Annotated in this window: 13 protein-coding genes; 6 read left to right on the top strand and 7 right to left on the bottom strand. The window is 43.5% G+C overall.

Going from position 1 to position 13,040, the window contains the following annotated elements; all coding sequences use genetic code 11:
* Positions 1–171 precede the first annotated feature (171 nt).
* Entirely contained in the window at positions 172–774 is a 603-nt protein-coding gene (locus R2Q26_RS04885) for a hypothetical protein (protein ID WP_317535240.1), read from the bottom strand.
* Positions 775–1,238: 464 nt separating this feature from the next.
* Between R2Q26_RS04885 and R2Q26_RS04880 the strand changes: the two genes are divergently transcribed.
* The 3 genes from R2Q26_RS04880 (at position 1,239) to R2Q26_RS04870 (ending at position 3,604) form a co-directional block, all read left to right on the top strand.
* On the top strand, positions 1,239–2,108 hold the full coding sequence (locus R2Q26_RS04880; RefSeq protein WP_317535239.1) for a glycerophosphodiester phosphodiesterase: 870 nt from the start codon (positions 1,239–1,241) through the stop codon (positions 2,106–2,108).
* Positions 2,109–2,367: 259 nt separating this feature from the next.
* Complete coding sequence (locus tag R2Q26_RS04875) at positions 2,368–2,787, top strand: hypothetical protein (RefSeq protein ID WP_317535238.1); 420 nt, start codon at positions 2,368–2,370, stop codon at positions 2,785–2,787.
* A 133-nt stretch (positions 2,788–2,920) separates the two neighbouring features.
* Positions 2,921–3,604 (top strand): hypothetical protein, encoded by a 684-nt coding sequence (locus R2Q26_RS04870; protein ID WP_317535237.1) that lies wholly within the window; start codon positions 2,921–2,923, stop codon positions 3,602–3,604.
* A 37-nt stretch (positions 3,605–3,641) separates the two neighbouring features.
* On the opposite strand, the gene R2Q26_RS04865 is transcribed toward R2Q26_RS04870, so the two are convergent.
* From R2Q26_RS04865 to lptC, 5 genes are all read right to left on the bottom strand, one after another.
* Positions 3,642–4,721, bottom strand: coding sequence for an AI-2E family transporter (locus tag R2Q26_RS04865; protein WP_317535236.1), 1,080 nt, complete (start codon positions 4,719–4,721; stop codon positions 3,642–3,644).
* Between the two features lie 468 nt (positions 4,722–5,189).
* Positions 5,190–6,653 (bottom strand): RNA polymerase factor sigma-54, encoded by a 1,464-nt coding sequence (locus tag R2Q26_RS04860; RefSeq protein ID WP_317535235.1) that lies wholly within the window; start codon positions 6,651–6,653, stop codon positions 5,190–5,192.
* 54 nt (positions 6,654–6,707) lie between these two features.
* Positions 6,708–7,430, bottom strand: a complete 723-nt coding sequence (lptB, locus tag R2Q26_RS04855) for an LPS export ABC transporter ATP-binding protein (protein WP_317535234.1) — start codon at positions 7,428–7,430, stop codon at positions 6,708–6,710.
* Between the two features lie 39 nt (positions 7,431–7,469).
* Positions 7,470–8,021: a lipopolysaccharide transport periplasmic protein LptA gene (gene lptA / locus R2Q26_RS04850; protein WP_317535233.1), complete on the bottom strand. Its 552-nt coding sequence runs from the start codon at positions 8,019–8,021 to the stop codon at positions 7,470–7,472.
* Between the two features lie 26 nt (positions 8,022–8,047).
* Positions 8,048–8,644: an LPS export ABC transporter periplasmic protein LptC gene (gene lptC, locus R2Q26_RS04845; RefSeq protein WP_317535232.1), complete on the bottom strand. Its 597-nt coding sequence runs from the start codon at positions 8,642–8,644 to the stop codon at positions 8,048–8,050.
* Between the two features lie 397 nt (positions 8,645–9,041).
* Here lptC and nadA point away from each other — a divergent pair, with 397 nt between their 5' ends.
* The 3 genes from nadA (at position 9,042) to clsB (ending at position 12,128) form a co-directional block, all read left to right on the top strand.
* Entirely contained in the window at positions 9,042–10,142 is a 1,101-nt protein-coding gene (nadA, locus tag R2Q26_RS04840) for a quinolinate synthase NadA (RefSeq protein WP_317535231.1), read from the top strand.
* A gap of 67 nt (positions 10,143–10,209) precedes the next feature.
* A complete protein-coding gene (locus tag R2Q26_RS04835; RefSeq protein WP_317535230.1) occupies positions 10,210–10,962 on the top strand; it encodes an endonuclease/exonuclease/phosphatase family protein in 753 nt (250 codons plus the stop codon).
* A complete protein-coding gene (gene clsB, locus R2Q26_RS04830; RefSeq protein WP_317535229.1) occupies positions 10,959–12,128 on the top strand; it encodes a cardiolipin synthase ClsB in 1,170 nt (389 codons plus the stop codon). Before R2Q26_RS04835 ends, clsB begins: the two co-directional genes overlap by 4 nt.
* A gap of 63 nt (positions 12,129–12,191) precedes the next feature.
* On the opposite strand, the gene R2Q26_RS04825 is transcribed toward clsB, so the two are convergent.
* Positions 12,192–12,953 (bottom strand): DUF3750 domain-containing protein, encoded by a 762-nt coding sequence (locus R2Q26_RS04825; protein ID WP_317535228.1) that lies wholly within the window; start codon positions 12,951–12,953, stop codon positions 12,192–12,194.
* Positions 12,954–13,040 lie beyond the last annotated feature (87 nt).

The following is a 13,040-nucleotide window of genomic DNA, read 5'->3' as shown; positions in this document are numbered from 1 at the left end:
GTATCTGAGCTTGCCGGAGACTCTATTTCTCAAGACAAGAGAATAGAGCTATGAATAAATCAATAGGATATTTGCCTAAAAGTTGGCGAACAAGCTGTCCCATCAGTTTATGGGATAGTTGTTTTTTTATTTAGGTTGCTGCTATTTTATTTGGCTTACGAGATGATTCTATTAATGGAGAGGCAGAGGAGAAACTAGATCTGTCCTTTTATGAGTGAACACAAGTAATACTGTGTATGCATTGTAAAAAGTATCGGCAATAAACGGCGAAGATGACCCAACAAATCGATTAGATGGCAGCTCAAAAATATCAAAATAGAAATTTGCATATCCAGTCTGGTATTCAGCTTTATAGATCGCTAATTCAGGCAGTGAAAGGGGTATTAAAGAAGCTTGAACTGTAGGAATCCCAAAGAATGTATTCCCCAATTCAGTTCCCAGCGAATTTATTACAATATTAATATGATAGGTAGCATTTTCCGCACTTCCTTGAACCGTGTAGCCATGCTCCCCCAACCACCCAGCAACAACGGCTAGTATAAAATCTTTATCTGGGCTTATTCCGGAAATATCAAGCTTGACATTTGCACCTTGCGGAATAGGCAAAGCCGATTCGGGTTGCTTGGAAAGACTACGCATCACCGCTTCACTGATTAATAACTGCTCGGTCGCACTCCTATGTGAATTTGTCATTTTCTGAGTAGTTGAACAGGCTGAAAGCAAACAAACTAATGCCATACCTAAACAAATTACTTTAACCATTATCTTGATCATAGCGCTTCGTTCCTTATTATTAATCATTGATTCTTGATCTTCTGCTAATTCAATGTATCAATGGAATCATAATCATTAGGGCAATCTTAATTATTCTAATGTTAAAATCAATACTTTCCTGCTTATTTATTAATAAGATATAGAAAAATAGGAAGTAAACAAATACATGCAAATACGTAAAAATAATCTTTATTATTAATAAGCGGTCAGTAAATCCTTTTCTAACTTAATCTATGCTTCAAATCAGTAGATTATATGCTTAATGTGATGACCAATTGCATCCTGCCTCCAGATTTGAAATCAGCAAAAACTGTTGCGGATCTGATTAATGATGAAGACTCTATCAGTTTAATTTTAATTAGCAGTGAAATAGCGCATCGTCCAGATTCCGTAGATGGAGGCTGATATTAGAGTAATTAGAGTACAGGCCTTGCTTATCCACTCGATTTAAAAAGAGCATAAAAATGAAAAGAGGATTACTGATGGGTACTTTTTTAATTTCACTTTTTGAGTCTGCCTATGCACTTGAAGTACAGGGACATCGAGGTGCTCGTTGGGTGCGACCAGAAAATACTCTTCCAGCCTTTGAATATGCATTGCAAGTGGGCGTGGATACCTTGGAGTTAGATACGCTTATAACCAAAGATGGACAAGTAGTCGTTCATCATGATCCGACGTTAAATCCTGATATTTGCTTAGATCCTCAAGGAAAGAAAATCACAACCCAAATTCCCATTCGTTCACTGACATTGAAGGAGTTAAAAGCTTATGACTGCGGTTCCTTAGTCAACCCAAGCTTCCCTCAGCAAGTAGTTCAACCCAAAACACCCATTTCAACCCTCGATGAGGTATTCGAAATGGTTAAAAAATCAAAGCTTCCCGCCGCAAAAAAAGTGCATTTCAATATTGAAACAAAAAGTGAAGAGGCTCACCCTGAATACTCGCCTTCGCCCGAGGAATTTGTAAAGCTTGTGCTGGCGGTTGTGAAAAAACATAACCTCATGAGTCGAGTGATTTTGCAATCCTTTGACTTACGCACTTTAAAAGTTGCACGCCAATTAGAACCTAGGCTATCTCTTTCCATTTTGATCGAAGATAGACCTCCAGAAGCAGGTACTCTGGTACAGTTAATGAAAGCCTATCAGGCACAAATTCTTTCGCCAAATTATGAATGGCTGACGGCACAAGATGTTGCAGAGATCCACAAAATGGGAGCCCGCGTAATTCCATGGACTCCTAACACGAAAGAAGATTGGCAATCAATGATTGAAAAAGGCGTAGATGGCATTATCACTGACAATCCCAAAGAACTTATTGATTTTCTTAAACGATGAATGAACGTGCAATTTAACCGATTACTGCTTCAAACTTATAACATAAGTGCTTGCACGTATTTTCTTAACCGATATATTTCGATAATCTGTTGAAGCGTTATTCATAACAAACCCCCAGGATGAGTAATAGATTTTCCTTTATCGGCAGCAGGAGAAATTCAAAATAACCTGTTAGAGGAAAATTCAATATCAACTAAGGTTAGGAATATATCTATTCCCTCTAAAACTATAAGACTGATGATTTCTGAGGAGATAAGCCATGTTTAAACCAATATCCATTCATCTGGTCATCGGTGCCTTCGGTGTTATCTTTGGTAGCTCGGTGCTTGCACAAAACGATGCATTGTTTCAGCAAGCCCAAGCCGAGTGCCAGAGTATCGCTCAACAGCAAACCGGCTATAATCCCGGCGCCGACCAGCCACAAGTGGGCGGCCGAGCCAGGGGCGCGGCAATCGGCGCTATGGCCGGTGCTGCAAAGGGGAGAAGCGAAACTAGCCAACACGGACGCGTTTCTGAGAGCGTAACCGAAGAATACACTCGCAATCAGATGGAAGAAAAAGCGAAGATGGGGGCCGCTGCAGGCGCGGCTAAACAACGCCAAGAGCGTCGTCAGGACAGAAGAGCCCAGGATGCCTACAATGAGGCGTTTGCTTCCTGCATGGCTGCGAAAGGGTTCTAGGCAGGAAAATAAAAAACTTGTTCAATCGCATTATCTATCATAAATGAAACTCATGTTTTTAGTTGAATGAAAGGGCTTATGACCTTCCACCTGGCGAAGGGTAAGTGCTGCGATATGTTTCTTGGGGGAAAACATGGAGCAAGAAAAAGCCCTCACTCATAATCGCTTGAAGACACCGCGCGCAGCGGCTATTGCTGGCATTGTATTTTCCGTGTTGTATATCACTAGCCTGGTGCTCGTCCGGCTCTCGGTCCCAGCTGATCCGCATGATGCCGGAACATGGCTGGCGAGTAGCTGGAAGTCTATTAATCTGGCGCTGTATCTGCAACCGTTCGCAGGCATCGCCTTTTTATGGTTCATCGGCGTGCTGCGGGATCGAATTGGGATCTACGAAGACCGCTTTTTCGCGACTGTATTCCTCGGCAGTGGCCTGCTGTTTCTAGCCATGCTGTTTGCTTCGGGAGCAGTGGCGGCAGGTATCATGATTAGCTACAACGCAACACCCGACAAGCTGGTCGAATCCGGCATTTACATATTTGGTCGCACTGTGGTGTATCAAATTGTCAACGTCTATGCGATGAAAATGGCAGGGGTGTTTATGATCTCAACCTGTACCGTCGCCGTCCGTACAAAAATTCTCCCACGGTGGATTGTGTTTCTTGGTTATGCAATGGCGCTGCTGCTGTTACTGAGCGTCGGGTATTTTAACTGGACGCCGCTGGTGTTTCCATTATGGGTGCTGCTGGTCAGCACGTATATTTTGCTAACGAATCTCAGGAACAAACCGAACGCGGCTTCTCCAGCGGATAAATCATAATTGCTTCCAAGACGACACGCTGCTTTGCAGTGCAGGTCTACCGAGATAAAGATTCCATATTCAACCAGGCCTGAAACAGCTTATAGCCCAACGTCAACACAATAGCGCCGACGAACAGTCCAACGATACCAGACAACAGCAACCCCCCTATAGCACCCAAAAAGATCACCACCATGGGTACGCCGACACCGCGTCCTAGCAACAATGGCTTTAGCACGTTATCCAGCACCATAATCATCACGTTCCAGATTAGGAATATCACCGCGGTAAGCGTATCGCCGGTTGCGAAAACGTAAATGATGGCTGGAATCACAATGAGCCCCACCCCGATCTGTACCACTGCCAAGATCAGGCACAACAACGCCCATATTCCAGCACCGGGCACGCCAGCAAAGATAAAACCTACACCTGCTAACAATGCCTGGATTACGGCAACGCCCAATATACCGCGGACAACACTGCGAATTGTGGCTTCGGCAAGGTTGGCAAAGTCATCGCCGCGCTCTCCCACCAATCGCCTGGATATACCATGCACGAGCTGATAACTGCTCTCGGAATGAGCCAGCAAGACACCGGCAATCACGAACGCAGCAACAAATATGATTATCCCCATACCTGCACTGGCAGCGGCGTTGACCAGCCAGGCACCGGCCGCTTTGAGTTGGGGTTGCACCAATTTCAAGGCTTCGACCAAATTCGTCGAGGCAAGATCCCATATTTTTGCAATGGGCTCACCGATGAGAGGCCAATTCCTGACGGCTTCCGGCGGTGGCGGAATAGTGAACTGCCCATGGAGAAATTGCTCCGCCAGTGCTACGACGTTTTGCACCAACAACTTCGTCAGCATGACGGTAGGCACCATTAACAGCGCCAGCAACATAGCGATAAGCAGCATTGCTGCGATTACGCGCCGGTCGCCAAGTAGATTGAGCAGCATGAGATAAAGAGGATGGATCGCCACTGCAATAATGATTCCCCACACCAGCGGGATAATAAACGGCTGCAATATTTGAAAACACCATATCAGCACAATCCCCAGCACACCTAGGCGTATGACCGTTTCCGTCACTTTACTAGACAAATCATCGGGTGGAGGGGGTGTGGTATTTGAAGTCATCAAGGACTCCTTATGCGTTATTTTGAGCTTGGGTGCGATGCACTGATTTCACCTTCGGTTAAGCAAAGCACTTAAGGGCATGACGGACTAGATTCTGCAACAACCGTTATCGCGCTGTTCGATAATTTCACTATCCTTCGCAGTAAACAGGAAAAAAATAAATGCTATTTATATCAGGCTTGATGCTTCAATAGATTATCGAAATATACTGGCTAAAAGAATACGTGTAAGCACGTAAAGCAGCTCTTATTAACAGGCGATCAAAAATTCTTTCTCAGATCCAAGCTACGCCATAAGTTAAAAGTTTGGATACATTTCTACCTTTTAGGGATTTGAGTCTTTACTTAAGCAAAGGAAAGTTTCATCTTTATTGATTGTTAAGAAAACTGGAATACTCAATCATCCTGAAACTGATGAATTAGCATTAACAAACGAGAATTTTGGTTGCAGCCAACATATTTGATGCTATCAAAGCATTTTACGAAGGTTAGTCGGCGGAATATGCATAGCTTCGCGGTATTTTGCAACAGTACGGCGTGCAACAATAATTCCCTGCTCTGCCAGAATCTCGGAAATCCGATTATCAGTAAGCGGCCTTTTCTGATCCTCATCTTGTATCAATTGTTTGATTAAGGTACGAATTGCAATAGCAGAGCAGGCCCCGCCGCTGTCAGTTGCAACATGGCTTCCAAAAAAATACTTAAGTTCAAATATGCCGTGTGGTGTATGCATAAACTTTTGTGTGGTAACACGTGACACGGTAGATTCATGCAAATTCAGAGCTTCTGCAATTTCCCGCATGACAAGCGGGCGCATGGCAACTGCGCCATGCTCAAAGAAAGCCTGTTGGTGCTCAACTATCATAGTAGATACTCTAAAAATAGTTTCAGAACGCTGCTGAATATTCTTGAGCATCCATTTGGCCTCATTAAGTTGACTCATCAGCATTTGAGTCGAATCATTTCGATCACGCTTTAATATATCAGCATAAAGTTGATTAATACTGAGACGAGGAATTGATTCAGGATTTAGTTTTGCTAACCATGTTCCCTTAAGTTTAGTTACAATCACGTCAGGGATGACATAACGCGAGACAGTTGAATTGAACGTACTACCTGGCTTGGGATTCAATTGAGTAATAAGTTGCTGCACAGAACGCAGGCAATCATCATCACAATGCAATAACTTCCTAATTTGTTTAAAATCTTTTGAAGCAAGTGTCTCAAGATCGTGCTCCACAAGCAAAATTGCCTTCTGACGATAAGGAGTTTCTTCAGGAAGCGCCTGCAGTTGCAAGAGTAAACACTCTTGTAAATTGCGCGCACCTATACCGGGTGGATCCAGTTGTTGCAAATATTTAAGCGCAGCCTGCAAGTCTTCTAGATGAATGCCCAACTCTACTGGCAACATCTCTAATAATTCTTGCAAATCCTGCATAAGATAGCCATCATCATCCAGGCTATCGATTAATATCCCCACGATTTGACGGTCACGCTCGCTGATCTGGCTCAAGCTGATTTGCATAATAAGATGTTCGCGCAGATTGGGAGGATTTATCATCTGTTGTGTAAAATCCCATTCATCTTCGTCACTTTCTCGATGACTGGAAAAGGTTTCATGATCACCAAGCCAATGAGTATCTTCATTTGAAGGTAGTATCAATTCACCTTCATCCTTCTCTGGATGCTGCGCGCTATTCGACTCAACTGACGAACTCGTTATATCTGAGGATAACGAGTTCGAGAAACCTTCTGCAGAAACTTGCTCATAATCAGTTCCATCGCTTAATTCCAGCAGAGGATTATTTTGTACGATACGCTCTATTTCCTGATTTAGCTCAATTGTAGAAAGTTGCAGTAATCTAATTGACTGTTGCAACTGTGGCGTAAGCTTAAGACTGGCAGTTAATTTAAGGTGAAGAGTAGGTTTCATGGTTTTGAGAAAGCAGCGGCCACCTATCTGGCTTCATGAATCGAATACCCATAGTTAAAGTCGAAAATGCTCTCCTAGATAAACCTCCCTCACCCGTTCGTCACCTATAATATCATCGGGTTTACCGCTGGCAAGCACGATTCCTTCACTGATTATATAGGCGCGATCACATATTCCTAATGTTTCTCTCACATTATGATCGGTAATCAACACGCCGATCCCACGCTCCTTGAGAAAGCCAATCACTTTCTGGATATCCATGACCGCGATTGGGTCTACTCCTGCAAAGGGTTCATCCAAAAGAATAAAGCTTGGTTTTGTTGCTAAAGCACGCGCAATTTCTACACGCCGCCGCTCCCCGCCCGATAGGCTAATACCCGAGCTCTCCCGCAAATGACTAATATGCAAATCTTGCAACAGGTGATCCAGTCGTTGCTGAGTTTCAGCAGCATCAAAATTCTGCAACTCCAATACTGCCAGGATATTATCTTCGACCGAGAGGCGTCGAAAAATGGAAGCTTCCTGAGGTAAATAACTCAAGCCAAGGCGCGCCCGCTGATGAATCGGCATTTTGCTCAAGTCACGGTCATCCAAATGGATTTCACCACTGCCTAATGGTATCAGCCCCACTACCATATAAAAACAAGTGGTTTTGCCGGCTCCATTGGGACCGAGCAAACCAACAACCTCGCCACTTCCGATGGAAAAGGACACATCCCGGACTACTGCACGAGATTTATAACTTTTCATTAAATGATCGGCTTTAAGTACGCTCATGATATTTTCTAAGTGATCTATTCCAGTAGCACAAAAAAATTATTCTTCAGCATCTCCTGTTTTGGGCGACTTTCTAGGTTGTATGATCACTCGTACTCTGCTCTCCGAACTCTCTTTAGCTTTTTTCTCCTTGCTACTCATAACCTGAAAGAAATCACGCGTAATATCATAAGAAATATAGTCGCCCTGCACTTCATCCTCTCCTCGCTTTAATCGCGCCTTGTCAAATAACTCGATTTTGTTGGTTTTTTCATTATATTCTACGCGCTGACTCCAACCCTCAACATATTCGTCAACACCATCGCGTTTCTCCCGATAATAGACAAGATTTCCGTAACCGGTCGCATAGCGGAAACCTTTGAGATCCTCTTTCAAGATGGCCTTATCTGCCCGAATGACACGCGTCCCCTGAGTGAAAATAACATTACCCGTAAAGGTGCTTGTGCGAAAATTATCCCTGAGTTTGTAATCTTCAACTGTGGCACTATCTGCTTCTATATGAATCGGTTTGTCACGATCAGCACGTTCTGCCAGAATGGGATTTGAAAATAGTATGCTAAAGAACAAAAAGACGAAAAAAAATACATTCATTTTTTATGATAATTTAGTTGGGCTCGCTACTTCTTATTCGAAGGTCGATCAGCACTCTGATGCCTTTTATCCATTCGCGCTTTTACCCTTGATTTCAGATCAATTCGCTCCGTTCGATCATTTAACTCCATTCCTACCGCATTCACGACAGTATTATCCATCCTTGTTATCGTCACCGGTTGGTCTGTTTTTGCAATTTCAGCATCAGGGATCAGATGTAGAAATTCAGTTTGCATCGTCACCTTATCTGCATCCTTTTCTCTAATGATGATCACGTTCTCCTTGAGATAGATATTATCCTTACCACCGGCAAACTCAGCATAATCAGCGCTTATTCGTACCAACGGTTTATCCGGCTGGATACGGGAAAAATCAACCTGTTCAAAATCGGTCATATCTCCTACCGGATAATGGGTCAACACATCTGCAGAAAAAAGAAGCTGACGTGCTTTATCATGAGCCACTTCGACACCCGAAAGATTTTCAATAATATAGTCAGGTTGATGATTTAAATCGTAATCTTCACGGATTCTTGGATGTTGGATCGTTTGATCCAGCCAGAATGTTAACAACACAAGTATCATCAAAATAGCAATAGGGCCTGGAAGCAAACGACGGATCATCTCACGGCACCATTTTTTTTCTCATGACAATCTCCTATACCCGCTACTAAAGCAGTGGTGAATAAAATAGCGAGAGAATTGCTTGGAAATAACAATCTATATTCGTTAACTACAAAAAGCTTAACTGTTTTATGCACCAAGCTATTTAGTTTTAATCAGCAAATGAATAATCCAAGCGCTTGTAATTTAATTTGGCTGGATAATTATATCAAAGTCACACTCTAATCAACCAAACAGTCAAAAATGCTGTTTTTATTGTTGGTTAGTATTCTTCAGATAGAAATAAAAACATCAAGGATTCTATCTAGAATTTTTTATGATTTGTCCTCTTTAGACTTGAATCCCTGCCACAATATGATTATGTTAATACATTTTCCAATCAAATTTTTAAATAACCATGCACACAAATGCCATCGATTTTGAAAACTTTGAATTGTTGCAGGATGAAATCTGTGCACAACGTATTATCGCTGCCAAAGAAAAATTAGGAAAACGTGCTGTTATTCTGGCACACCATTATCAACGAGCCGATGTATATCGGCATGCAGATCTGACGGGAGATTCTTTGAAACTGTCTTATCTCGCCGCGAAAACGGATGCTGACTATCTGGTTTTTTGTGGCGTGCATTTTATGGCAGAAGTTGCAGATATCCTCTCAAGTCCGGAGCAGATTGCTATTTTACCTGATCTCTCAGCAGGCTGTTCGATGGCTGATATGGCCAATCTCGCCAAAGTAGAAAGAGCGTGGCGTGAACTAGCTGAAATACTTGATCCAGATGAAGTAATCACGCCTGTGACTTACATTAATTCGAGCGCTGATTTAAAAGCTTTTTGTGGAGAGCATGGCGGCATAGTTTGTACCTCCAGTAATGCTACTAAAATCCTGCAATGGTCGTTTGCACAGCGCGAAAAAGTGCTATTCTTTCCTGACCAGCATCTAGGACGCTGGAGTGGTTATAAATTGAATCTCTCCCTAGAGCAAATGCCCGTATGGGATTTTGATGAACCCATGGGAGGATTGACCGAAGAACAAATCGGAAAAGCCAAGATCTTCTTATGGAAAGGACATTGCTCTGTGCATCAGATGTTCCAACCTCAACATATTCTGAAATTTCGCAATCAATACCCTGAGGGTTTGGTCATTTCGCACCCAGAATGCAGTTTTGAAGTTTGCAAAGCTTCCGATTATGTCGGTTCCACTGAATTCATTATCAATACCATCCGTGAAGCCAAAGCAGAAACACGCTGGTTGGTAGGTACCGAATTGAATCTGGTTGGACGCATTGCGGAAGAATTCAAATCTCAGGGAAAAATCATTCAGTTCATGTCACCTATGGTGTGCATGTGTTCGACCATGGCACGAATTGATCCTCAGCATCTAGCATGGTCACTAGAAAATCTCGCAACAGGTAGTGTAGTCAACCAAATCAAGGTGCCGGCCCATGAAGCAAAGCTTGCCAAATTGACACTTGAAAGAATGCTTGCTGTTTCAAAGTAGTAAGATGGGATATATTCAATGCGTCAGGATTTTGACTTTCTGATTATGCAATTTCTTATAGTTGTCTATGATCGATAAACTGCATATTGCTACCTACAATATCCACAAAGGCTTTTCCTATTTCAATCATCGCTTGGTATTGCACGAATTACGCGATCAGCTGCGCTCCCTTGATACTGACATCGTTTTTTTACAAGAAGTGGTTGGAGAGCATAGCAAGCATGCTTCCCGTTTTGAAAACTGGCCAAACAGCTCTCAACATGAGTTTTTGGCAGATTCGGAATGGCAAGATTTTGCTTATGGTAAAAATGCGGTGTACTCCGAAGGTCATCATGGTAATGCCATTCTCAGCCGCTTTCCTATTGTAAGTTGGGAAAACGAAGACATTTCATCTCATCGTTTTGAGAACCGTGGCTTACTCCACTGTGAAATCAGTATTCCTGGCTGGAAGGAAAATTTGCACTGTATTTGTGTTCATCTGGGGTTATTCAGGCGCGGCCAGCGCAGGCAGCTCGAGGCGATGGAGAAACGTATCAAACAACTCGTTCCACCTCATGCTCCACTTGTGATTGCGGGAGATTTCAATGACTGGCATGGAACAGCCAGCCGCATCCTGATGAAACACCTAAAACTCACCGAGGTTTTTGAACAGACCCATGGTAAAACCGCCCGCAGTTATCCTTCTATTTTCCCATTACTGCGCCTTGATCGTATCTATGTCCGTGGCTTTCGGATAAAAAATGTATGTGTGCATCAAAGCCGCCCCTGGTCAAGAATTTCTGATCATGCAGCTTTGTCAGCCAATATCGTTCGTGCATGAAGTTATCCCATTTCATCAAAGGTAACCGGGTTACATTGTTACATAATGGTGCGGAATATTTCCCCGCACTGGAAAGCGCAATTGATGCGGCCAGTCAGGAAATTCATCTACAGACTTATATTTTCAAATACGACCTAACAGGCATCAGTATTGCTAACGCCTTAAAGCGTGCCGCCCAGCGTGGAGTCGCCGTTCACCTGTTGATAGACGGTTATGGCTCTCTTGATTTTCCCGAGAAAGCCATTCAGAGCCTGCTTGCTGCAGGTGTTCAAGTTTTGCATTACCGGCAAGAAGTTTTTTCTTTCCGGTTCAGGCGCTATCGATTACGCCGCATGCATCGTAAACTTGCCGTCATTGATGCCCGCATCGCTTTTGTGGGGGGAATCAACATCATCAATGATCATCAGAAACCTGGCCAACCTTTACCCCGTTTTGATTATGCAGTAAAAATAGAAGGACCCTTGCTTACCACCATTCATTCTACAGTCAAACGTTTATGGATGCTGGTCGCCTGGGCGCACTTCAAAAAACGCTGGACTACTCATCTCGAGTTGCAACCTACGACAAAATTGGTCGGTAACCAGCGTGCAGCATTTGTCATCCGCGACAATCTACGCCATCGCCGTGACATTGAACGCACTTATCTCAAAGCAATCTCCACTGCCTGCAATGAGATCATTATCGCCAATGCTTACTTTCTTCCTGGCAGAAATTTTCGACGTGCCCTTATCTATGCAGCCCGCAGGGGCGTATCGGTTATCCTACTGCTTCAAGGAAAAATTGAGTACCGCATACAATATTATGCGACACGTGCCTTATATGGTAATTTGCTGGATGCTGGCATCAAGATTTATGAATATCAAAAGAGTTTTTTACATGCTAAAGTAGCCGTCATTGATCACTACTGGTCAACGGTCGGCTCTTCCAATATCGATCCCTTGAGTCTGCTAATGGCGCGCGAAGCCAATGTCATAATTCTTGATCAGGCATTTGCAATGGAACTGAGAACTAGTCTGCAACAAGCTATGGAAGACTCTAATCCCGTATCAAAAATATATTGGGGAAAGCAGTCCTGGATAAATCGATCCTTAAATTGGATTAGTTATTACATCGTTCGAATTTTGCAGGGAATGCTGGGTTACGGCCAAGAAAGAACGCGTGTCTGAAACTTGTGCGCCAGCACTTGTTATGCAGGTGCCACTAGCTGTCTGTAGAATTGGAATGCAAGATTATTCCTGAGCTGAAACAACCACCCTATTTTGTGTGCTCAGATCTATTCGCCCAATCAGTGGCAATTTAATCGCAATCGGGCTGTGAGAGAAGCCAAATGTCAGCCCAAGAAAATTGATTTCAAATCCCTCAACCTCACTGACAATGACTCCCAATAACCCAAATAAAGACCACTGCCAACCTCTGCCACTGGGGGCGACCGCAGTCATGCTACTTCCAAGATAATCCTTGCCGATTGCCATAGGGGGTAAATCTAGCGCTAGCTCTGGTACAGCACGCGAGATCCAGGCAGTAAAGGTATTTGAATTTGGGCCTGGCCACATGGTGTACTCCCGCGCATAGGGATAGCTCAATGCTGCTTCTTCAATACGGCTAATCAATACATCCACGCCATCTCCACGCTTCTCAGCCAACAGGATTGGCATGCTACCAAACCAGCGTCTGTCTGGTTGTTGCTGATGAATTGACACGACCGAACCACCTCGGCGCAAATACCAGCCAATGACTTCATAGACTGTGTAAGTTCGGGCAAAGGATGGTTTCACCGCAATCCAGGTATGAACACCGAAATAGCCTCGCCAACCATAAGCACGCGCACCATAAACCTGTATGATCGCTTCCGGAGTTTGTTCAGGATCGGGCGCCAACCCTACAGGTTCGCGACTCGCAGTTTGCCAGCCCGCATTGACATGCTCCGTGACAAAATGAATTCCTAAAGTCGTTGTAAATACCACCAGCAATAAAAGCCTGACGACAGTCATTAATTTCATTTAAGGAAAATAAAAGAAAAATGTTTTAAGATAGCTGACATCAACGCTACTGGACAATGCGATTATTCATATTCAGTT

It is taken from the genome of Nitrosomonas sp. Is37 (assembly GCF_033063275.1).
In the GTDB taxonomy this organism is placed as follows: Bacteria; Pseudomonadota; Gammaproteobacteria; order Burkholderiales; family Nitrosomonadaceae; genus Nitrosomonas.
This window is presented reverse-complemented; position numbering and strand designations above follow the sequence as displayed.

Coding starts and splice junctions, on each gene's coding strand:
- lptB (WP_317535234.1), bottom strand. CDS start 7,430: ATGAGCGTACTTAAAGCCGATCATTTAATGAAAAGTTATAAATCTCGT.
- clsB (WP_317535229.1), top strand. CDS start 10,959: ATGAAGTTATCCCATTTCATCAAAGGTAACCGGGTTACATTGTTACAT.
- R2Q26_RS04870 (WP_317535237.1), top strand. CDS start 2,921: ATGGAGCAAGAAAAAGCCCTCACTCATAATCGCTTGAAGACACCGCGC.
- R2Q26_RS04875 (WP_317535238.1), top strand. CDS start 2,368: ATGTTTAAACCAATATCCATTCATCTGGTCATCGGTGCCTTCGGTGTT.
- lptC (WP_317535232.1), bottom strand. CDS start 8,644: ATGATCCGTCGTTTGCTTCCAGGCCCTATTGCTATTTTGATGATACTT.
- R2Q26_RS04860 (WP_317535235.1), bottom strand. CDS start 6,653: ATGAAACCTACTCTTCACCTTAAATTAACTGCCAGTCTTAAGCTTACG.
- R2Q26_RS04880 (WP_317535239.1), top strand. CDS start 1,239: ATGAAAAGAGGATTACTGATGGGTACTTTTTTAATTTCACTTTTTGAG.
- R2Q26_RS04835 (WP_317535230.1), top strand. CDS start 10,210: ATGATCGATAAACTGCATATTGCTACCTACAATATCCACAAAGGCTTT.
- R2Q26_RS04865 (WP_317535236.1), bottom strand. CDS start 4,721: ATGACTTCAAATACCACACCCCCTCCACCCGATGATTTGTCTAGTAAA.
- R2Q26_RS04885 (WP_317535240.1), bottom strand. CDS start 774: ATGATCAAGATAATGGTTAAAGTAATTTGTTTAGGTATGGCATTAGTT.
- lptA (WP_317535233.1), bottom strand. CDS start 8,021: ATGAATGTATTTTTTTTCGTCTTTTTGTTCTTTAGCATACTATTTTCA.
- R2Q26_RS04825 (WP_317535228.1), bottom strand. CDS start 12,953: ATGACTGTCGTCAGGCTTTTATTGCTGGTGGTATTTACAACGACTTTA.
- nadA (WP_317535231.1), top strand. CDS start 9,042: ATGCACACAAATGCCATCGATTTTGAAAACTTTGAATTGTTGCAGGAT.